Source organism: Lactiplantibacillus plantarum (assembly GCF_014131735.1).
Classification (GTDB): domain Bacteria; phylum Bacillota; class Bacilli; order Lactobacillales; family Lactobacillaceae; genus Lactiplantibacillus; species Lactiplantibacillus plantarum.
Map to the genome: position 1 here is coordinate 2,647,439 of NZ_CP039121.1, position 20,888 is coordinate 2,668,326.

The following is a 20,888-nucleotide window of genomic DNA, read 5'->3' on the forward strand; positions in this document are numbered from 1 at the left end:
AAAGTAATTAAAGGACCACTCTTTAATTACTTTGCTTAAATTCATTATAATAGAAAGCGCTATAATAAACAATCCAAATACCACTTTCCCTCGAAATTAACGTGCTAGCGTTAGCCCCGTCACGCTCTTGGCACCGTTTTCCAAAAGTAGCGTTGCCGCGTGGCGCATCGTTCGGCCGGTAGTATAGATGTCATCTACTAATAATACCCGCCGGCCGGCCAAAATCGTATTAGGAGCCATCTTGAATGGTTGTGGTGTTCTCAACCGCGCTTGCCGGTCTTTCTTAGATTGTGGCACTGACTTCGCTGTTGCCTGGGTCATTAACCCGGGCGCGAGGGGTGCGGCTAACCAGCCGGCAACTTGATTAAAGCCCCGTGTTTGCAATGTTGTGGGCGTGACAGGTACCACTAAGCATATCTCAGCACACCGTTGTACCACTGCTTGTTGCATGATCTTCGCAAAGACTTGGCGTAATTGATAATCACCCTGAAATTTATAGCGTTGAAAATAATCATGCATCGCATCATTATATTCGAACAACGCCTCGTTATGAAAGGGACCGATTTCAGGCCACCACTGACAATCTGTACACGGTTGCGGTCGCTTTTGAGCACGTCCACATTTGGAACATGCCGTTGCCCGATCGATGCGTACAAATTGCCGCCAACAAACCGAGCAGACGACCGGCCGCATAACCGGCTGCCAGCTAAGAATCCAGGGCAACGTAAACTTAGTCGTGATAATGTTGTGACACAGTAGGCATGCTAGCACGTAATTGTCGCCCCTTTCGATTGATCACCCGAATCTGGCGCTGAGCGCGTTTGATATTGCGGCTATGACTGTGACAAATAAACCAGACGAGGCCAGTCGGACGCTCACTGCTGCGTCCGACCCGTCCTGCAATCTGGACGAGGGCAGCCGTAGAAAACACTTCGTCGTCCGCACCAAGCACAATCACATCGATTCCCGGAAACGTCACCCCTCGTTCCAATATCGTCGTCGTAACTAAGTATTGAAACTGCTGGTTCCGCATTTGTTGAACCTTAGTCAGTCGCTCAGGATCGGCTGAGTACACCGTCTCTCCGGTCATATGGGGAAAATAGTGTTGGAGTACCGCAAACACTGGCGCTAATTGTTGGATGCGCGGAACAAATAGTAAAAAGCGCTGGTGCTGTTGTTGATACTGTTGGAGTTGCCGGATAAGGTCTCGTGGTAATTTTCCTTGTTGCAAGAGCCGAGCCCAATTTGGCTGTAGCTTAACCTTAATTGCCGGTAATAAATGTTGGTGAAACCGCAATGGTAAATAACTGATTGCAAGCTCACCACGATGAACTTGGGACAACAAACTTTGGCTGGGCGTCGCGGTCAAATAAAGAATGGCCCCCTCCACCTTAGCTGCCTGATTCACTGCAAACGCCAAACGGGGATTGGCAGCAAACGGAAACGCGTCAACTTCATCAATGATCAATACGTCAAACGCCTGACGAAAACGTAGCAATTGATGCGTCGTACAAATCGTCAGCTGCGTATACTGATAGGGAGCGGGATTGCGGCCATATAGCACAGCAATTTGAACATCAGCAAAGGCCGCCTGGAGCCGGGGTGCTAACTCTAAGCAAACATCGACTCGTGGTGAAGCAATGGCGACCCGCCACTGATGCGCTAACGCCCACGCAATACCTGGAAACAGCATTTCAGTTTTTCCAGCTCCCGTCACCGCCCATAATAATTGCCGTTTATGCGCCATGAAGTTAGCTTTGATTGATTGCGCGCAGTCCGCTTGCTGGGGCGTTAGGGTTCCTTGCCACGTGCAAACCGGGACCGTTGCAAAAGCATTCGGTTCTGGCATATGATAGAGTTTAACTAGTGTACTCACTCGACCTAAATTTAAACATTGATAACAGTAATATTGCTGATTGGGTAATTGGGCTCGCAGTCGGTCCAAGTGACTGCCGCAACGCTGACAGATAATTTGATGTTCATCAACCTGCATGGCTGGCAGTATCTGCGTGCCAGCAGGTACTGCGGCAGCCTCATTTGCAGATAATGCGAGCTGACGACCGTATAAGACTTGTGCTTCCATTGTGCGCACCTCCTTAGTTATCAAGTACGCCATTTAACGATTTATTCACGAAAGGAACCGATTAATTTGACTAAACCCTACTACACCATCACCCAAGACACGGTATTTGAACAAACCATCAAAAAGTCTCGCTTCATCGCTCATCTATACCGCATCAGTGACGAAGTAGATGCTCAAGCTAAGATTGCCGCTGTTCGAGCAGATAATCCTAAGGCCAACCACAACTGTTTCGCCTACATGCTTGGTGATGATGATCATATTCAGCGGATGAGTGATGACGGTGAACCAGTCGGAACTGCGGGCTCACCAATCTTAGAAGTGCTCAAGACCAACGAGCTACACGACGTGCTTGCGGTCGTGACCCGTTATTTTGGTGGTATCAAGCTTGGCGCCGGTGGACTGATCCGAGCTTATAATGGCACCCCCGCGCAAGCAATTGAAGTCAGTGGTAAGGTTCAGCGAATCTTACAAACCCGCATCGCCATCACGCTCGACTATCGTAACGTCGATGCTTTAACCTACTATTTACAACAAAATAAGCTAACGACCCTGAATACCGACTACGGTGTTCAAGTCACACAAATCATCGCAGTCACTCAATCCGAAATTGCAACGATTCAGCAGGACATCACTAACCTCTTGAGCGGTCAAGTTACCTTTTCGGAGCAAGGTGAACAATTTACAGAAATTCCGGTCACTACGCCTGGCAACTAGATTGCTGGTTATATATAATTGGGAGCCTCACAAACTTTGATTGGCAGTCAAAATCGAAACAGCCAACTCGTCTTAACAATAACACCCAGCACTTGAGCCGATGATTTGTTTTTTCATTGTTAAAGTCCGCGTTGCACTAATTGCGGCCCATAAAAAAAGTCGAGCTATCGCTCGACTTTTTGTCTGTTATTTATTTTAAATTAGTGATTGCACCAGATTGGCCACGATCAACCTTCATCGAAGTCAATGGAATATATCCTAATTTCTCAACTAAACTACCTTGAACGGCTTTAGAAGTCATGTAAGTTAAGAAGTTCTTCAACTCCCCAGTTGGTTGCCCCTTAGTATACATGTGTTCATAAGCCCAAATCTTCCACTTGTTCGTCGCTACGTTAGCTTCGGTTGGTTTGACGTTATCAATAGAAAGCGCCTGAACGTCACTCTTAACGTATGAGAATGCTAAGTAACTGATGGCACCAGGCGTGGTGCTAACAATTTTTTGAACGGTCCCATTCGAATCTTGTTCTTGGCTAGTTGCGACCTTCGCGTTGTCTAATCCCCATTTTTCAAACGTCGCCCGGGTCCCACTACCTTGAGCACGGTTAACGACGGTAATCTTTTCGTCCTTACCGCCAACATCTTTCCAGTTAGTGATCTTGCCTTGGAAAATCTTGATAAGTTGTTCTTTTGAAATATTAGTGACATCGGCATCCTTATTAATAACGGGTGCCATCCCCACAACAGCCACTTTATGGTCAACTAACCCTTTGGCGTCTAACCCCTTTTGTTCCTGTGCAAATAAATCAGAGTTCCCAATATTGACTGAACCCTTCGCCACCTGACTTAAGCCTGCTCCTGAACCACCACCCTGAACGTTAATGGTCACGTTAGCATGTTCGTTCTGGTAAGCCTGTCCAGCCTGTTCCACTAATGGTTGTAAAGCGGTTGAACCAGTTGCAACGATCTTAGTAGTCTTGGAACTACCACTACTGCTACTAGTACTCTTCGTACTTGTGGCTGAGCTACTGCCGCAACCAGCTAGTAAAATGGTCATCGTTACTGCCAATGCGCCGAGTGTCAGTGCTTTTTTCATAATTGAAACTCCCCTTCTTCAATTGACTATCAAAATTAAGCAACCAACCCGGCAACCATCATAGCAAAACTGGGTAGGAGTGCTACGACTAGTGATGGAGCAACATCACCGTCCGACGGTTACACGTAATTGATTGCTTCGGAACATGCTTAATATTACTAATCGTTTGTAAATTGTGAATGACGATTGTGTAAATTGCTTGTATAGTTTTGGTAAAGTTAAGATTGATGAACCAACTGATGACCAACTAAAAACAGGCATCACCGCTAATCACACGGTAGATGCCTGTAACACTTTAATAATTTTCAATGATTTATTTGGTTTTTAATGATTACTCTTGGAGGTCAAACGCGCGACGGTCCGTTTGATCCAATCCAGTAGCGGTTGCCGATTGTCACCAGCTAATCCGATTGCTTCAACGAATAACTCTAGCCCAAATAATAAACCAATCGTCAATAACACAGAACCCCAAATAGATGAGATCGGATAGAGCAATGAAATAAATGAGAAAATAAGTGCAATCCCATAAATTACCATCACAGTCTGTCGATGGGTCAATCCTAATTGCATCAAGCGGTGGTGCAAATGATGCTTATCCGCTTGCGAAATGGGCTTCTTATTCAGGATCCGTCGAATCATCGCATACACCGTATCCGTAATTGGCACTCCCAGGATCATAACCGGAATACCAACTGAGATTAAGGTGACATTTTTCAATCCAAATAATGAGAACACAGCCGTCATAAAGCCGATAAACAACGAACCGGTATCACCGAGATAAATTCTAGCTGGAAAGAAATTATACGGAAGAAAGCCAATCATCGCCGCAACTAAAGTAAAAATCAACAACGAAACGAACATATTAGCATTCAAGAAGAACAACCCGATGATTCCCATGGTACTCAACGAAATAATCGAAACACCGGTAGCTAGCCCATCCAGTCCATCAATTAAGTTCACCGCGTTCGTGATAGCCAGTATCCACAGTAAAGTCACCGGTAAACTCAGCCACTGAAAGTGAATCAGCCCCAGCAACGGGAACGTGAAGGTCGTCATTCGGATACCACCAATAAAGTAGACCTCCAAAGCGGCTAACGTAATCCCTAACATTTTTTGCCGTGGTTTTAGCTCATAAATATCATCGATAACACCAGTCGCAATAATGATCAGCTCACCACCGAGTAGTGCGAAAAAAATGCGACTGGGAAACTGGTGCATGAGATACAACACAGTCGTCCCAACGGTGTAAGAGATAAAAATAGCCAAGCCTCCCATTGTCGGCATTGGAATTTTATTGACCCGTCGTACATTTGGTTTATCCACGGCACCAATTTTAAATGCAAGTTTCCGCACAAACGGCGTCAAGATCGCAGAAAGTATCATGGTCGCCACTAGGCTTACTAGGATTTCAAATCTGATCATTTGTGCGTAACTCCCTTCTCACTCTATTACGATAATTATACAAATCCCAGTGACGCTTGACAACTCGCTTCACTAAAACTTAGTAAAGGCAACACAATTCGTTCACATTTGCCGGTCACTGGGCTGATTAAGTATCTAAATTATAACCTTAGTTACTCATATTATGACACAAAAATAAAAACCCGGTAGCTATACCGGGTTTCAATACTAAGTCACTATTCTTTTAAATGGTAATTATAAGTTGAAACAATAATATTTTCACGAGAATTTAATACCGCTCGTAATCGGAGACTCGTTTGATTATGCAAAATATTCTGCCATGGTTTCTTCGGCACGAATTGTGGGACAAGAACCGTTGTCGAGAAGTTGCGTTCCGCTGCTCGTTTAGCAATCACATCGCAGAATCGTAACGTCGGTGTTGCAATCGACCGATACGACGAATGGATGTCCACGAAACGGACGTCTGGGAAGGTCTCTTTGAACTCTGCCGCCGTCTTGTGTTCCTTTTCAGGGTTCTCATCAAAGGACACGTGCATCGCAATGACGTAATCTCCGATGGATCGCGCGTAGTTGACTGCTTGAGCAGTTACCCGCGTCACATTCGAGACGAGGACGATCACCGTTGCACCGTCATAATCATGAATCGCCGCTTTTTCCTTGGCAACCACGCGTAACTGGGCCGCAACCCGGTTATAGTGCACGTGGATTCGGTAGAACATGTACAGTAAGAGTGGCATAACGATTAAGTATGGCCAAACATTGCCGAAATGTAGCAAGAATAGGAAAATCACTAGGAGAATCGAAATCAACGCCCCAAGTAAGTTTACCGCCGCCTTCATCCACCACCATTGCCCCCGTTCGCGGAACCAATGAATAATCATACCAGATTGCGACAAAGTAAATGGGACAAAGACCCCCACCGCATAAAGTGGAATCAAAAGCGTCGTCTTCCCATGAAAGATAAAGATCAACGCAATTGCCCCGACCGCCAATGAGATAATCCCATTGGAGTAGCCCAAGCGGTCCCCACGATCCATGTAAGCATGTGGTAGAAATTTATCTTTAGCCAAGTTATAAGCTAAAATTGGAAAGGCTGAAAAACCAGTATTTGCCGCAACGGCCAGAATTAACGCCGTCGATAATTGTAACAAGTAGTAGAATAAGCCGTGACCAAAGACCGCCGTAGCAATTTGTGACAAGACGGTATTGTCTACTTGTGGTTTAACGCCTAAGTAATAACTTAAATAAGTAATACCACCAAAGAAGACGGCCAAGACTAATGACATAATTGCTAACGTGTTCGCCGCATTCTTGCGTTTCGGTCGTTTGAAGTTTGGCACCGCATTACTGATTGCTTCCACCCCAGTCAGCGAAGACGAACCGGAAGAAAAGGCCCGTAAGAACAGCACCAAGGTCATCCCTTGAACCGGTGCTCCAACTGCTGCGGAGGCGTGGTAAGTTAAGTTACCACTCGCAATATTCATAACGCCCCATAGAATCATGCCGATAATCATAATAATGAAAAAATAAACGGGAAACGTTAAGAATGATGCGGATTCGCGCATTCCACGCAAATTTAACGCCATGATGGCGATGACAATCAGTACGGCAATCAATACTTGATAATTAGCTAGCGCCGGAATCGCCGACGTGATTGCTTCAGTACCAGAAGTGACGGAAACCGCTACGGTCAGCATATAATCAACCAGCAGTGATCCCCCGGCAACTAACCCGGCTGGCCGCCCCCAGTTCGTACTTGCCACCACGTAGGCGCCACCGCCAGATGGATAAGCCCGAATAATTTGTCGGTACGACATCGTAATAGCAAACAACAGCACTAACACAAGCGCCGCCACGTACAATTGATACATCAACGCGGCCGCTGAAAGTGTAATCAAAACGGTCGTAATCTGTTCAGTACCGTAAGCCACCGATGATAGCGCATCTGACGATAGCAGCGCCAGTGCCTTGAACTTGGTGAGTGCTTGCCCACCCTCGTCCATGGTTTTTAACGGTTTCCCAATAACTAACCGCTTTAAATAACGCCACATGATAATAACTCCTTTATTCCAAAATAATTATCCCAAAGTAAACTGAGTCAAAGTAGATTCTACTACTTTACCCTGCCAAATACTACCAGTTAAATGTCGGGTGCTTCACCGCACCCACATTTTGCGTTAACGACTAATCCTACCGCTCTAATATGGATAAATCAATACCTTTATTCTAGTCGATTCACACCCTAACAGCACTAAAAAAGCACTTACTCAGCCGAGTAAGTGCTTAATGTTACGATTTGTTTACATCATACCGCCCATACCTGGGTTTGGTGCGGCTGGTGCAGCTGGTGCATTTTCTTCAGGTTTTTCAGCGACAACGGCTTCAGTCGTTAAGAGAAGGGCTGAAACAGAAGCGGCATTTTGTAAAGCAGAACGCGTTACCTTAGTTGGGTCCACGATACCAGCTTTGATCATGTCAACCCATTCATCAGTTGCGGCGTTGAAACCAACACCTGGCTTTTGTTCCTTCATCTTTTCAACGATAACAGAGCCTTCCAAACCAGCATTTTCAGCGATTTGGCGAACTGGTTCTTCCAAAGCACGTTTAACAATGTTGATCCCAGTTTGAACGTCACCAGTTTCCTTCAATGCAGCAACATCTTTGATAACGTTAATCAAAGCAGTACCACCACCAGCAACAAAGCCTTCTTCAACGGCGGCCCGAGTTGCGTTCAAAGCATCTTCAATCCGGTATTTACGTTCCTTCAATTCAGTTTCAGTAGCGGCACCGACACGAACAACGGCAACCCCACCAGCTAATTTAGCTAAACGTTCTTGTAACTTTTCTTTGTCAAAGTCAGAAGTTGTTTCACCGATTTGGTTACGGATAAATTCAACCCGTTCTGAAATAGCATCCTTGGAACCAGCGCCTTCAACAATGGTGGTGTTATCCTTAGTAACCGTAACTTTGTTGGCTTGACCTAATTGATCGATGGTCGTGTCCTTCAATTCAAGGCCAAGGTCGTCAGTGATAACCGTCCCGCCAGTTAAGATAGCGATATCTTGTAATTGTTCCTTACGCCGATCACCAAAACCGGGTGCCTTAACGGCGACAACGTTAAACGTCCCACGCATCTTGTTCAAGACTAAGGTTGGTAAAGCTTCACCAGAAATGTCATCAGCAATGATCAACAATGGCTTGCCTTGTTCAACGATGGATTGTAATAGTGGTAAGATATCTTGAATGTTTGAAATCTTCTTATCAGTAATTAAGATATATGGATTGTCAAGATCCGCTTCCATCTTATCATTATCAGTAACCATGTATTGTGATAAGTAGCCGCGGTCGAATTGCATCCCTTCAACAACGTCTAAACTAGTATCAACACCACGTGATTCTTCAATCGTGATAACACCGTCATGACCAACTTTTTCCATGGCTTCGGCAATCAATTTACCAGTTTCTTCACTTGCTGAAGATACAGAAGCGATTTGCGCAATATCTTCTTGCGTCTTAACTTCGTGTGCCATAGCGTGTAATGAGTCAACCGCCGTCTTAGTAGCTTCTTCAATCCCACGACGAATGCCAACAGGGTTAGCACCGGCCGTAACGTTCTTCATACCTTCATTAACGATTGATTGTGTTAAGACCGTTGCAGTAGTCGTCCCATCACCAGCGATGTCATTAGTCTTTGAAGCAACTTCAGAAACTAACTTAGCACCCATGTTTTCGAAATGATCGTCTAATTCGATCGCCTTAGCAATCGTTACACCATCATTAGTAATTGTTGGTGAACCATATGATTGTTCCAAAACAACGTTGCGACCCTTAGGACCTAACGTTGACTTAACTGTGTCAGCTAATTGATCGACACCTTTTAGCATCGCTGAACGTGCATCTTCAGAGAACTTTAATTCTTTAGCCATTATCTCTATTCACCTCATGAATTTAATTTATTTTAAGTTGCGCAATTTAAATGGATTAGTCTTCGATTGCAACGATATCTTTTTCGTGCAATACCAAATACTTAGCACCTTGATACTTGACTTCGGTACCGGCATACTTATCGAATAATACTTGATCGCCGACCTTCACGCTGGGGTCAACTTTTGTCCCGTTATCTAAAACACGACCGTCATTGACGGCAACAACCTTACCGCTTTGGGGCTTTTCCTTAGCGTTATTGGCAATGACAATACCGCCAATTGTTTGTTCTTCTTCTTCTTGTTGTTGCAAGATAACGCGATCTCCTAATGGTTTTAACACGTGAATCCCTCCATTTATTCTTTTTTAGCACTCCTCAACCTCAAGTGCTAATTACATTGTCAACTATATCATTTTAATTCAAGATTGCAAGTGATTTGTCAATTATTAGTCAAAGAATGTCAAATCGACTATAATGAATACTATTGAAGTATCAATAAATCTTAAATCAAACTTTTAAAAGGACGTGACTTGATGGTTAATCGCCGCCAATCAATCTTTATTCTTATCATCTACTTTATTATTTACGCACTACCGAGCGTCCTTGTGACTGCTTTCCATCAGCTAGGGGCCCAAGTATTCGTGATTCAAACGGTCGACTACTTAGTCGGTGCAATCCTACTCATCTGGTTGGCGAGTCGCATGCGGACAAAAAACGTTGTTGAAAAACAACCAAGTAACTGGTTCATGACGTTCATCTGGGGATTGATCGGTCTTGTCCTAGTCATCGTTGGTCAAGTCATCATTTTAAAAATGACGGCTTTACTGGGACAGTCAACAGCGTCAACCAACACGACCACCCTCTTAACTGTTGGGCAACAATATCCCGCTTTCTTCTTAGCCATCATTGTCGGTGCCCCGATTATGGAAGAAATCGTCTTCCGCAAAGTTATCTTTGGCAATCTAAGTGCGGTTACTGGTCAGATTGGGGCGGCCTTGATTTCTAGTGTGCTATTTAGCTTTGCACATGCGGATGGTCACTTTATCCTCTATGCCTTTATCGGGTTATTATTCTGCTGGTTATACCAGCACACCGGTCGGATTCAAACATCGATGACGGCTCACATCCTAATGAACGCATCGGTTGTGTTACCCACATTATTAGGCTTACTGCACTAGTATCATTACTAGGTAGCGCTAACCTAGCGTTTCAACGTTAATTTTCACCGAATATTTATACGTTACAATCAATGATTCGTGATCTAAGTATGTTAAAAAGGCTTTCCTGAATAATTCAGAGAAGCCTTTTTATAGCCATTTAATTTCAAAGATAAAGCGAGTTATTAATCTTCAGTCTCATTTTCATCGTCATTACCATTGTCACCTAATTGCTGACCGTAATGTTCAATGAAGTAGATCAATGTTTGTAATTCGTTGGTCAAATCAACGTTCTGAACCCGTACTGTCTCAGGAACGGAGATTCGTAACGGCGTAAAGTTCATGATTCCTTTGACGTTTGCATCAACCAAGTCATCGGTAATTTTCTGAACAACCGTGGTTGGCACCGTTAAGATAGCAATCTCAATCTGTTGTTCGATCAATTGCTTTTTGAGCTCCGTCATTGGGTACACTGGAACCCCACTTTGGACTGTATTGGCAATCGCCTCGTTGACATCAAATGCTGCTGAAATGCGGACATTACTGTTTTTGTGAAAATTAAAGTTCAGTAGGGCGTGGCCCAAATTACCGACCCCAATTAAAGCAACATTCGTTAAGGTGTCTTGATTTAAAATCTTTTTGAAAAATGCAAGTAACGTTTCAACATCGTATCCATACCCTCGTTTGCCGAGCGCCCCAAAATACGAGAAATCTCGCCGAATCGTTGCTGAATCTACTTTAACCGCCTCGGACAACTCGGTCGATGAGACCCGCTTCTTATCTGCATCTAGCAAGATATTTAAATAGCGGTAATAAATCGGTAACCGTTTTGCCGTTGCCCGTGGAATTTTTGTTTCTGCCATTCGGACGTGTCCTCCTAATTAAAAGTTTGTGAATTTGCTGACACTATTCTAGCATAACGCGTGACTTTGTGAAATAATAATTACTTATTATTCCGAATAATTGGGTCAGGCCGTTACAATATGCTACAATTATGTCACGAATTAAATGTGAAAGGAGCTTAATAAAGCGTGATTTTACTACAAGTACAGCAAGTTATGCGGCGTTTTGGCGCCGATGTCTTGTTCGATAACGTACAAATGGATATTCAAGAACACGCTCGGGTGGCCCTCGTCGGTCGAAACGGGGCCGGAAAATCAACCTTACTTAAAATGATTGCCGGCGAAACGGTACCGGACGAAGGCCAGATTTCAATGCGCAAGGGCTTAACAATCGGTTACTTGGCGCAAGACCAAGGACTGGATAGTAACAATACGATTTGGGAAGAAATGAGTAGTGTCTTTGCTGAGTTACATGCCATCGAAAAACGGATGCACCAGCTCGAAAATCAATTGAGCGACCCCGCAATCATGAATGATGAGCAGGCTTATCAACAGACCCTGAAAACCTATGATCAGATTCAAACTGAATTTCAACAAAAAAACGGGTACGGCTACCAAGCTGAGATTCGGGGCGTGTTGCACGGCTTCCAATTCGACGCCGAGGTGTACGATAAGTCGGTGACGGCACTATCCGGTGGACAAAAGACCCAGTTGGCCTTGGCCAAGTTGTTACTTGAAAAACGGGACTTGCTTATCCTTGACGAACCGACGAACCACTTGGACGTCGAAACCCTTACTTGGTTGGAAAGCTATCTCCAGTCTTACTCTGGTGCGCTGCTAATCGTTAGCCATGACCGCTATTTCTTAGACCGGGTCGTTAACGAAGTCTATGACTTATCACACCATGAAATGGTGCACTACACTGGCAACTACGACCAGTTTGTGCAAGAAAAAGCGGCTCGAATCCAAGCACAATGGAAACATTATGAAAAGCAACAAGCGGAGATCAGCAAGCTTGAAGACTTTGTTAATCGTAACATCGTGCGTGCTTCTACGACAAAACGGGCCCAGGCTCGGCGTAAGCAGTTAGCAAAGATGGACCGCCTTGACCGCCCTGATAGTGACGAGAAGACTGCCCACTTTGGCTTTCATGCGGCTAAACAAAGCGGCAACATTGTGTTGACCGTCAAAGATGCAGCCGTGGGCTATGATGGTCAGATTCTTTCGGAACCCGACAACTTGAATATTAAGAAACATGAAGCTATTGCCATTGTTGGACCGAACGGTATTGGAAAATCGACTTTCCTAAAGAGTATTTTGGGACAGATTCCATTCATTAAAGGCCAGGCCGTTTTTGGCACCAACGTCGTTACGGGCTACTACGATCAAGAGCAACGTAATTTAAACGACAAAAAAACCGTCCTCGGTGAACTTTGGGATGAACATCCCACCACTCCTGAAAAAGACATTCGTACCATTTTGGGCAGTTTTCTCTTCACTGGTGAAGATGTTGATAAACCCGTTCATGCCCTATCTGGTGGAGAACGAGCCCGGTTACTGTTGACCAAACTTGCCATGCAAAATGACAACTTCTTAATCTTAGATGAACCAACTAACCACTTGGATATCGATAGCCGTGAAGTTTTGGAAGTCGCCCTCAACGACTTTGACGGCACCCTTTTGTTCGTGTCACATGACCGCTACTTCATTAACCAAGTCGCCACGAGTGTCGTAGAGGTTTCTCCGGAAGGCACGGAACTCTTCTTAGGTGATTACGACTACTACATCGACAAGAAACAAGAGCAAGCTGAAATCGCGGCTGCGGCTGCTAGCCAAGCGGCCGAAAAAGCTGCTGAAGCCGGTGCAGCGGATTCAACCAGTGCCACAACTGCTGCTCCCCGCTCCAAAGGCCAGCAAAATTACCAAGCCAGCAAGCAGCAACAACGTGAAAAGCGCAAGCTCGAGCGCTCAGTTGCCGCCCTGGAAGAACAGATGACTGCCTTAGATGAACAAGCCACACAGATTCAAACTGAAATGGCGCAACCTGAAGTATCGGCCGATGTTGGTAAACTACAAGACCTACAAAAAGAACTTGAAGCCATCAATACTCAACAAGAACAAGTTGAAACCGAATGGACCGAACAAGCTGAAGCTTTAGAAGAATTGAGCTAATTTTCCAATGACTCATCAGATAAAAATAATAGTCGCCTCAAGAATTAATATAATTCTTGAGGCGACTATTATTTTGCCCCTATCCGCGGCATAAATCATGATTGAAAGGTGCCGGTTAGGTGGGTTCCTGTTCGTCAGCAATGCGCGTCCGATTCCGACCTCCGGGGCTGGGTGACAATTGCTGGAACGTAAGCCGACGTCGATTTGAGTCTTATTCTAAGCCGGAAGGAACCCACTTCCAGCTAAGAATAATTTGGCTACTGAGCATTGTCACCCAGCCCCTCCAGTCGGGATGCCGCTCGAATGGCTGATGAACGGCCACTGAACTCGGTACAATTTGTCGTTGGCTATTTTGATACTGAACCCTTTAAGTCAAATATCAGAGTGCCTTCTCCACTTTTTCGAAATATTCAATTATTACTACGGTAATTCAGAAATAGTGAGTTATCACAAGACCTTTTCAATCTGACAGTTGATTGATAAAATTAACGTTTATGAAAAACAACGACAAATCCAGCAAAAGTTGAGTACGCCCCTATCAGCCATTCGAACGCTATCCCGACTGGAAGGCGTTTCTGACAATGCCCAGTGGTGAAATTTCACTTAGCAAGCGTCCTGTGCTTGGTTAGTGAAAGGCCAGTATTTGAGACGTGGTTTTTCGGCTCAAATCTGTGCCCACCACGTTCCGGCAATTGGCAGAAATGCCTGGAGGTCGGTGTAGGACGAACTAACTAAGCAAGTTTACACTAACTTGAACTATTTCCAGCGGGCTTAAGATGGTCATTTTTGATTCTAGGAATCATCCTCTTTTAATCATAATTAATGAAAAGATACTAAAACGGGTGTGAAAAGGACTGACTTTTCACACCCGTTTATAACTACTTCATTACTTCAACATACCTGGCATCCAATCAAATTCTAAGCTTGGATCGGCATTCAGCGCCGCGTCGCCGAATTGGTGATGCTGATATTGAACATAGCCCGCAGCACCAATCATGGCACCATTATCACCGCATAACTTTAGAGGCGCTAAGATTAGTTCTGTGTCAGGAAAAGCGGTTGGTAAATCTTGTTGTAACCGTTCACGTAGCCCCTGATTAGCTGCAACGCCACCGGCTAAGACTAATTGCTTAACTGGATATTGTTTGAGGACTCGTAACGTTTTACTCATCAGAACATCAACCACGCTGGCCTGAAAGCTAGCCGCTAAATCGTTCTTATCCAGAGTCGCGCCAATTTGATCTGCGTGATGGACCGTATTGATGAACGCACTCTTCAGCCCACTAAAACTAAAATCGTAATTATCTTCATCAATCATTGCTCGCGGAAATTTGAAAGTGTCGTGACCTGCATGTGCCATCTCGTCAATGACTTTACCTGCCGGATATGGAACACCCAATACCCGACCGATTTTATCATAAGCTTCACCAGCCGCATCGTCACGTGTCTCACCAATAATCTCAAACTGCCCATCTGCTTGCATGTAGACCAATTCAGTATGACCGCCAGAAACTAATAGTGCCATTAGCGGAAATTCGAATGGCTTAACAAACCGAGCGGCATAAATGTGCCCGGCCATATGGTTAACTGGAATCAGCGGTAATTGGTGCGCGTATGCCACTGTCTTAGCTGCATTAACACCGACTAACAGTGCCCCCACTAGACCGGGGCCATACGTCACGGCAACAGCATCAAGGTCAGCATACGTCACGTGTGCCTCTTGAAGTGCGGCTTCAATACAAATTGTAATTTGTTCAATATGATGACGGCTGGCAACTTCAGGAACCACGCCACCAAACCGTTTGTGACTATTAATCTGCGTTGCAATCACGTTGGATAAAATCTCATGGCCATCTTTGATCACTGCCACACTAGTCTCGTCACAACTGGACTCAAACGCTAAAATCAAGTTTTGTTTTTCCACGGTTCCCATCCTTTTAATTAATCATTTTACGCATGATCCACGCATCTTCTTCGGGATCATGATAATATTCCTTACGCGTGGCAATCTGGTCAAAGCCGCATTGCTGATACAAGCGCTGGGCGGCGAGATTACTAGCCCGGACTTCTAGGAATACGGACCCTGCCGATAATTGTGCTAAGCAGGCTGTTAATAACCACCGCGCATGCCCTTGACGCTGATAGGCCGGATCAATTGCAATATTCGTAATTTCGGTCTCATCAAGCACTGTTGAGCGGCTGACAAACCCGATCAGTTCATCCTGCCACCGTAATAAATCATAGTGTACCGTTGGTAACGCCATGTCCGCCGCAAACGTCGCTTGCCGCCAAGGTGCGCCACCGGGATATGCTAATGTCGCTAACTGGTAACAAACTTGGACGGCCCGACCCGCGTCAAGCTGCGTACTGGCGACAAGCTGTCGTTCAGTCATCCGTAGCTACCGGAATACGATAAGTCATATCAATAGCATCTTCATGGTCGCCAAAATAGTACCGTTTCTTGATACCAGTCTTTTCAAACCCTAAATCGCGGTAAAGTTGTTGCGCAATCGTATTACTGTAACGAACCTCAAGGGTCACCGTTTGGTAATGCAACTTACGCGCCCGCTTCATCATGACTTGCATCATAAAATGGCCTAGTCCTTGGCCTTGAACATCAGGATGTACAGCAATATTGGTGATATGTGCATCTTGGCGGCGATCATCAAAGACACAACCACAAAAAGCGACGAGGCGATCTTCATGACGCATCACAATATAGAACCGACCGCTCTGTCGGCGAAGTTCCGTCTTAAACGCATTTTCATCCCACGGTGTCTGTCCCGCATATACGGCCCGTTCAATGGCTAGCATCTCGGGCACATCGGTAATCAGTGCGCGTGAGACATAGTAATTGACTTCGCCCACTTTAACGATGTGATTTTGAATGGCCAATACACGTTGGCGGCGTTGATTGCCACCGGTGGTCATTTTTTGAAAGTACTCCTTAAATTTTCTCAACATAGGGCGCATGTTCCTTTTCTGGGTGCTTGGCTTGCCAATCACGTTCAGCTTGCGTTAAACGCAAATAGTTCGGCACAAAGTTATGAATTTCACTCACGGGTGTCAGCGTTCGACCCATCAAACCTAGTACTACGGCTTGGGGCAAGTCAAGTTGTGGGGCTGCACGAACGAACTGCTTGGCTAACGATTGCTGCAAAGCATCCGCATATTGATCGACATCCGCGCCGACAAAGGTAATTGGTTCATCATAACTAGCTAATCGTTGGCCCCACTCGGTCACACTGATATGTTGATCAGCGATAACGGCAACTGGACGCTGGTTCTTAATCCGATATAACCCGGCAAAGATGTTGTCACGACGCGCATCAAATAACGGCGCCACTAATTGGCCTTCCGTCACAATGTTGCCAGCTAACACGGCCAAACTCGATACACCAACTAAGGCTTTATCTAATGTAAAGGCAAGTGTTTTAGCAGTCGTCACGCCAATTCGCAACCCCGTATACGACCCTGGTCCGGCAGCAACGACGATCCGGTCTAAATCAGCTGGTGCCAATTTAGCTTGAGCCATGGCTTGTTCAATAATTGGTAATAATGTACTACTGTGGTTACGGCCAACATTAGTGGTCGTTGTGGCCAAGATCTGGGTATCTTCTAATACCGCGACACTCAATGGCCGATTCGAAGTATCAATCGCCAACAACTTCATAATTTTAAAAAACTCCTCATTTTGAATTACTTCACATATCTTATCATAATTTACTTACTTTGAAAGCTTTACGGTAGTAACCAACCAATTCAATCCAGAAACAATCAACAACTATCCTGACCAGTTTCCACTCATACTTACCAATCGCTGAATTGAAAACCGAATGTAAATATTATTTACATAACTTATACATATACTTCACTAATCCTTGTCCGCACATTTACAATACCTTGTTATGCTACACAAGTAACTAAAATTACTTGGAGGTAATTGGAAACTATGTCAAAAGTTAGTAAGTCATTATTAGGTCTTTCATTCATTTCGGTTTTAGGTTTAGGACTCGCAGGTTGCGCTAGCGGAACCAGTGCTAAATCTGGTGGTAGCAGTACGGATAGCAGCAAAACCATCACGGTGGTCTTCTATCCTAACGAATCAGCCAAGAGTTTTGCTGGTTCCCGTACGGCCATTAAGCAAGCAGTTGAAAAGGCAACGGGTAAGACGGTTAAATTACAAACCACGACCGACTATAACGTTGCGATCCAAGCAATTGCATCCGGCAAAGCTCAAGTCGCATACATGGGGGCTAACGGTTATATCCAAGCACACCACAAGAGCAAAGATGTTGTACCTTTTGCCGCACAATCTGATGCTAAAGGTACCTTGAAAGACGCTACTTATAACTCCTACTTAATGGTACAACAAAAAGATGCCAAAAAGTATGAAGAAAACGGTAAGTACAGTATTAAGAACGTCAAAGGCAAGAAGATGTCTTATGTTTCCAATAGTTCAACTTCAGGCTTCTTAGTACCAACGGCTGAAATCTCACGTGAATTCAACATCAAAACCGCTGACCAAGATAAATTAACTCAAAGCGGATCATTCTTTAGTAAAGTGCTCTATGGTGGCTCTCATCAGGGTTCCGCGGTCAACTTACTCAAGGGGGATGCGGATGTCGCTGCCTTTGATGATGCTGATTTAATGCCATACTTAAACGTTACCAAGGGATCATGGGACAAGGTCGGCTCAACTTTCACTGTTAAGGATAACGCCGAAGCGCCATTTACAAGTTTAGCCGGCAAGTCGGTCGTTAACATTGCCATGATGCCTGTTCAACAAGGCCCATGGGTATACAATACCAAGTCCCTCAGCAAGGATGATCAAAAGAAGATCGCCACTGAGTTCACGTCGAAGTCCTTTGCCCAAAACAAAAAGATCTTCTCTGAACCAAATGCGAAGACACCAATGATGTTCCCTAAGAAATCAGAAAAGTCCAAATTAGTTAATGTTACCGACAAGTGGTACGCGCCAACGCATAAGTTAGTAGGTTACTAAACCACGTACCATTAGTTCACAATGAAAGGATTTGCCAATGCTCAAGGTTATTCAGCTAGATAAAACATATGGTTCCAATAAGCATTCGCTCAAAGCAGTCAACTTCACAGCTAAACCGGGCGAAGTAACTGCCATCATCGGCCCGTCTGGTGCTGGTAAAACAACTATTTTACGGAGTATCAATCAGTTGATCCGCGATGATAGTGGTCAAATTTTGCTCGATGACACTGACATTCGTCAAGCGAACAAAGCTGAATTACGCAAAGTTCGTCATCATATCGGCATGATTTTCCAAAACTACAATCTGATCAGTCCGTTAACGGCCCTTGAAAATGTTCTGCATGGCCGCTTAGGCGCTAAATCAACAGTTGCTGGCATGCTCGGCCTTTACAGTAGCGCCGAAAAACAAGAGGCGCTACAACTACTCGACGAAGTAGGGTTAAAAGAATACGCCTACCAACGTTGCGATCAATTAAGTGGTGGCCAACAACAACGGGTCGGGATCGCACGGGCATTAATGCAACATCCTAAGATGATTTTATGTGATGAACCGATTGCTTCCCTAGATCCCAAATCAACGACCATTGTCATGGACATTCTACGGCGATTGGCAAAGGAAAAACAACTGATTATCCTCATTAATCTACATCAGGTCGATATCGCAATGGCGTACACCGACCATATCGTCGGCATTAACAGCGGGGCCATCGTTTTCGAAGGCGCCACTAATGAAGTTGACGACGCGGTCTTACAGCACATTTATCGCCAACCTGACCAATCAACGGCGGTGGCTGCCAATGAAAACTAATCCAATGACACCGCAACGCTTTTTTCGGCAACGTCGGTTGCGATTATCAGTTGTTTTGCTCATTTTAATTGGCATCTACGTCTTATCCATGGCCCTCGTTAATTTTCAGGCGTGGGCTTCGATCAGTAAGATTCCAGCGGGCTTAATGTGGTTGTTTACCAACTTTATTCCGACAAGTCGTTCGATTTCTTATCTGGGACCGATTCTTTATCAGCTGTGGCGGACCTTGCTCGTGGCAATTTCATCAACCATGGTCGCTAGTCTCTTCGCCCTGATCTTTGCGATTCTCGGTGCTAAGACAACCACCCCAACGCCTGTCCTCCGCTGGATTATTCGTTTTGGTGCTTCACTCTTACGTAATATTCCGGTGGTCGCTTGGGCGATGATTCTTCTGTTTTCTTTTAAACAGAGTGACTTTACGGGCTTCTTGGCACTGTTCTTTATGACGCTAGGCTATCTGACACGGGCCTTTACTGAAACTATTGAGGACCTCGATGCCGAAAAGCTTCAAGCACTGCAAGCCGTTGGCGCCAACTATTTCCAATGTGTCTTCTGTGGGGTGTTACCCGAAGCCGCTAGTACCTTGACTAGTTGGATTCTCTACATGATTGAAAACAACTTACGGGACGCAACCTTGGTCGGACTCTTGACGGGTACGGGTGTTGGTTTTCTCTTTGACTACTATTTTAAGGCGTTCCGCTATGACGCTGCTGGTCTAATTGTTTTGTTAATTGCGATTTTAGTCATTGTTTTAGAATTGACATCTAATCGAATTCGGAGGGCAATTGCATGATTGAAAACAGTCAACCCAAAACACAAGTACTTCAACCGTCAGCACCACCAACCCGGTCGATTTCGTTGGTGACTCGGCCCCGCAAAATCCTGCGAGCCGTTATGATTGGCCTAACGCTTATCAGTGTCTATTCATTAGTCACACTCAATAATGCCAACCTGAACATCATTGACGCTTTGCATAGCTTAGGTCTCAACCTGAATGCTATGTTCTTACACCCTAGCGTTGGTCAAGACACACTGGGGCAACTCTTACGGGCCCTAATGACTAGTGTTTCATTAGCGATGTTGACGACTTTGTTAGGAGCGCTAATCGCCTTCTTCATTGCCGTCGGTGCTGCCCGTAACTTAGCACCCAGTTGGTTAGCTACTAGTATTAAAGCAGTCATGGCCTTTATTCGTGCCATTCCAACGATTTTATGGGTGTTAATTTACTCCGTAGTCATGGGATTAGGTGCTAGTGCCGCCGTGGTCGGCTTGACCTTCCACAGTGTAGCGTACTTGGTTAAGGCTTATTCTGAAAGTATTGAAGAAACCTCGCAAGATACGATTGAAGCGTTAAAGGCGAGTGGCGTGGGTTTTTGGCCAATTGTTTTTCAGGCCATTCTCCCGTCAATCATTCCAGCACTTCTTAGCTGGACGTTCATCCGGTTTGAAATTAACTTTGCCAATGCGGTCGCCGTTGGTGCTGCAGCTGGTGCTGACGATATCGGTTACTACCTCTTCATGGCTGGCAGTTTCTACTTCGATTTCCATGAAGTTGGTTTGATTGTCTACCTACTCTTGGGTGTCGCAATCGTGCTCGAACTGGTTTCTATGCGGTTACGTGGCCACTACTTAAAGAACAACTAAGTAAATTCAAAGGAGTTTTCATC

The 20,888-nt window shown here is 45.0% G+C and carries 19 protein-coding genes; 7 read left to right on the forward strand and 12 right to left on the reverse strand.

Annotated features, from left to right (window positions below):
• Nucleotides 1–96: 96 nt before the first annotated feature.
• Together E5260_RS12470 and E5260_RS12475 are read right to left on the reverse strand one after the other, a co-directional pair.
• The gene (locus E5260_RS12470) at nt 97–771 is read right to left on the reverse strand and encodes a ComF family protein (protein WP_021355936.1); all 675 of its coding nucleotides are present in this window, start codon (nt 769–771) and stop codon (nt 97–99) included.
• Nucleotides 731–2,083: a DEAD/DEAH box helicase gene (locus E5260_RS12475; RefSeq protein ID WP_024971450.1), complete on the reverse strand. Its 1,353-nt coding sequence runs from the start codon at nt 2,081–2,083 to the stop codon at nt 731–733. Before E5260_RS12475 ends, E5260_RS12470 begins: the two co-directional genes overlap by 41 nt.
• 66 nt (nt 2,084–2,149) lie before the next feature.
• On the opposite strand from E5260_RS12475, the gene E5260_RS12480 reads away from it, so the two are divergent.
• The gene (locus tag E5260_RS12480) at nt 2,150–2,797 is read left to right on the forward strand and encodes a YigZ family protein (RefSeq protein ID WP_003640991.1); all 648 of its coding nucleotides are present in this window, start codon (nt 2,150–2,152) and stop codon (nt 2,795–2,797) included.
• A gap of 190 nt (nt 2,798–2,987) precedes the next feature.
• Here the strand turns inward: E5260_RS12480 and E5260_RS12485 are convergent, their stop codons facing one another.
• The 5 genes from E5260_RS12485 to groES all read right to left on the reverse strand — a co-directional run bounded on the left by E5260_RS12485 (nt 2,988) and on the right by groES (nt 9,578).
• Nucleotides 2,988–3,890, reverse strand: a complete 903-nt coding sequence (locus tag E5260_RS12485; RefSeq protein ID WP_003640990.1) for a phosphate ABC transporter substrate-binding protein — start codon at nt 3,888–3,890, stop codon at nt 2,988–2,990.
• 324 nt (nt 3,891–4,214) lie between these two features.
• Nucleotides 4,215–5,312, reverse strand: coding sequence for a glycosyltransferase family 4 protein (locus tag E5260_RS12490; protein WP_003640988.1), 1,098 nt, complete (start codon nt 5,310–5,312; stop codon nt 4,215–4,217).
• A gap of 215 nt (nt 5,313–5,527) precedes the next feature.
• Entirely contained in the window at nt 5,528–7,363 is a 1,836-nt protein-coding gene (locus tag E5260_RS12495; RefSeq protein ID WP_003640987.1) for an APC family permease, read from the reverse strand.
• A 249-nt stretch (nt 7,364–7,612) separates the two neighbouring features.
• On the reverse strand, nt 7,613–9,238 hold the full coding sequence (gene groL / locus E5260_RS12500) for a chaperonin GroEL (RefSeq protein ID WP_003640986.1): 1,626 nt from the start codon (nt 9,236–9,238) through the stop codon (nt 7,613–7,615).
• A gap of 55 nt (nt 9,239–9,293) precedes the next feature.
• The gene (gene groES, locus E5260_RS12505; protein WP_003640985.1) at nt 9,294–9,578 is read right to left on the reverse strand and encodes a co-chaperone GroES; all 285 of its coding nucleotides are present in this window, start codon (nt 9,576–9,578) and stop codon (nt 9,294–9,296) included.
• 192 nt (nt 9,579–9,770) lie between these two features.
• Here groES and E5260_RS12510 point away from each other — a divergent pair, with 192 nt between their 5' ends.
• Nucleotides 9,771–10,415, forward strand: coding sequence for a CPBP family intramembrane glutamic endopeptidase (locus E5260_RS12510; RefSeq protein WP_003640984.1), 645 nt, complete (start codon nt 9,771–9,773; stop codon nt 10,413–10,415).
• Nucleotides 10,416–10,579: 164 nt separating this feature from the next.
• Here E5260_RS12510 and E5260_RS12515 read toward each other — a convergent pair whose 3' ends face one another.
• Nucleotides 10,580–11,257, reverse strand: coding sequence for a redox-sensing transcriptional repressor Rex (locus E5260_RS12515; RefSeq protein ID WP_003640983.1), 678 nt, complete (start codon nt 11,255–11,257; stop codon nt 10,580–10,582).
• 168 nt (nt 11,258–11,425) lie between these two features.
• On the opposite strand from E5260_RS12515, the gene E5260_RS12520 reads away from it, so the two are divergent.
• Complete coding sequence (locus E5260_RS12520; protein WP_003640982.1) at nt 11,426–13,408, forward strand: ABC-F family ATP-binding cassette domain-containing protein; 1,983 nt, start codon at nt 11,426–11,428, stop codon at nt 13,406–13,408.
• A gap of 886 nt (nt 13,409–14,294) precedes the next feature.
• On the opposite strand, the gene tsaD is transcribed toward E5260_RS12520, so the two are convergent.
• From tsaD to tsaB, 4 genes are read right to left on the reverse strand one after another with little or no spacing between them, the layout of a single operon-like run.
• Nucleotides 14,295–15,341 carry a tRNA (adenosine(37)-N6)-threonylcarbamoyltransferase complex transferase subunit TsaD gene (tsaD, locus tag E5260_RS12525; protein WP_003640980.1) on the reverse strand — a complete coding sequence of 349 codons (1,047 nt, stop codon included), beginning with the start codon at nt 15,339–15,341 and terminating at the stop codon, nt 14,295–14,297.
• A 4-nt stretch (nt 15,342–15,345) separates the two neighbouring features.
• Nucleotides 15,346–15,801: a ribosomal protein S18-alanine N-acetyltransferase gene (gene rimI, locus E5260_RS12530; RefSeq protein WP_003640979.1), complete on the reverse strand. Its 456-nt coding sequence runs from the start codon at nt 15,799–15,801 to the stop codon at nt 15,346–15,348.
• Complete coding sequence (gene rimI / locus E5260_RS12535) at nt 15,794–16,372, reverse strand: ribosomal protein S18-alanine N-acetyltransferase (protein ID WP_011101142.1); 579 nt, start codon at nt 16,370–16,372, stop codon at nt 15,794–15,796. The genes rimI (E5260_RS12530) and rimI (E5260_RS12535) overlap by 8 nt, the downstream gene beginning before the upstream one ends.
• Complete coding sequence (gene tsaB / locus E5260_RS12540) at nt 16,356–17,081, reverse strand: tRNA (adenosine(37)-N6)-threonylcarbamoyltransferase complex dimerization subunit type 1 TsaB (RefSeq protein WP_003640977.1); 726 nt, start codon at nt 17,079–17,081, stop codon at nt 16,356–16,358. The genes rimI (E5260_RS12535) and tsaB overlap by 17 nt, the downstream gene beginning before the upstream one ends.
• Before the next feature lie 279 nt (nt 17,082–17,360).
• On the opposite strand from tsaB, the gene E5260_RS12545 reads away from it, so the two are divergent.
• The 4 genes from E5260_RS12545 to E5260_RS12560 are packed head-to-tail and all read left to right on the forward strand — an operon-like array spanning nt 17,361 to nt 20,865.
• Nucleotides 17,361–18,413: a phosphate/phosphite/phosphonate ABC transporter substrate-binding protein gene (locus tag E5260_RS12545; RefSeq protein WP_003640976.1), complete on the forward strand. Its 1,053-nt coding sequence runs from the start codon at nt 17,361–17,363 to the stop codon at nt 18,411–18,413.
• Between the two features lie 37 nt (nt 18,414–18,450).
• Entirely contained in the window at nt 18,451–19,221 is a 771-nt protein-coding gene (gene phnC / locus E5260_RS12550) for a phosphonate ABC transporter ATP-binding protein (protein ID WP_003640975.1), read from the forward strand.
• Nucleotides 19,211–20,014: a phosphonate ABC transporter, permease protein PhnE gene (gene phnE, locus E5260_RS12555; RefSeq protein WP_003640974.1), complete on the forward strand. Its 804-nt coding sequence runs from the start codon at nt 19,211–19,213 to the stop codon at nt 20,012–20,014. Before phnC ends, phnE begins: the two co-directional genes overlap by 11 nt.
• Nucleotides 20,011–20,865, forward strand: coding sequence for a PhnE/PtxC family ABC transporter permease (locus tag E5260_RS12560; protein ID WP_003640973.1), 855 nt, complete (start codon nt 20,011–20,013; stop codon nt 20,863–20,865). The genes phnE and E5260_RS12560 overlap by 4 nt, the downstream gene beginning before the upstream one ends.
• Nucleotides 20,866–20,888: the final 23 nt, after the last annotated feature.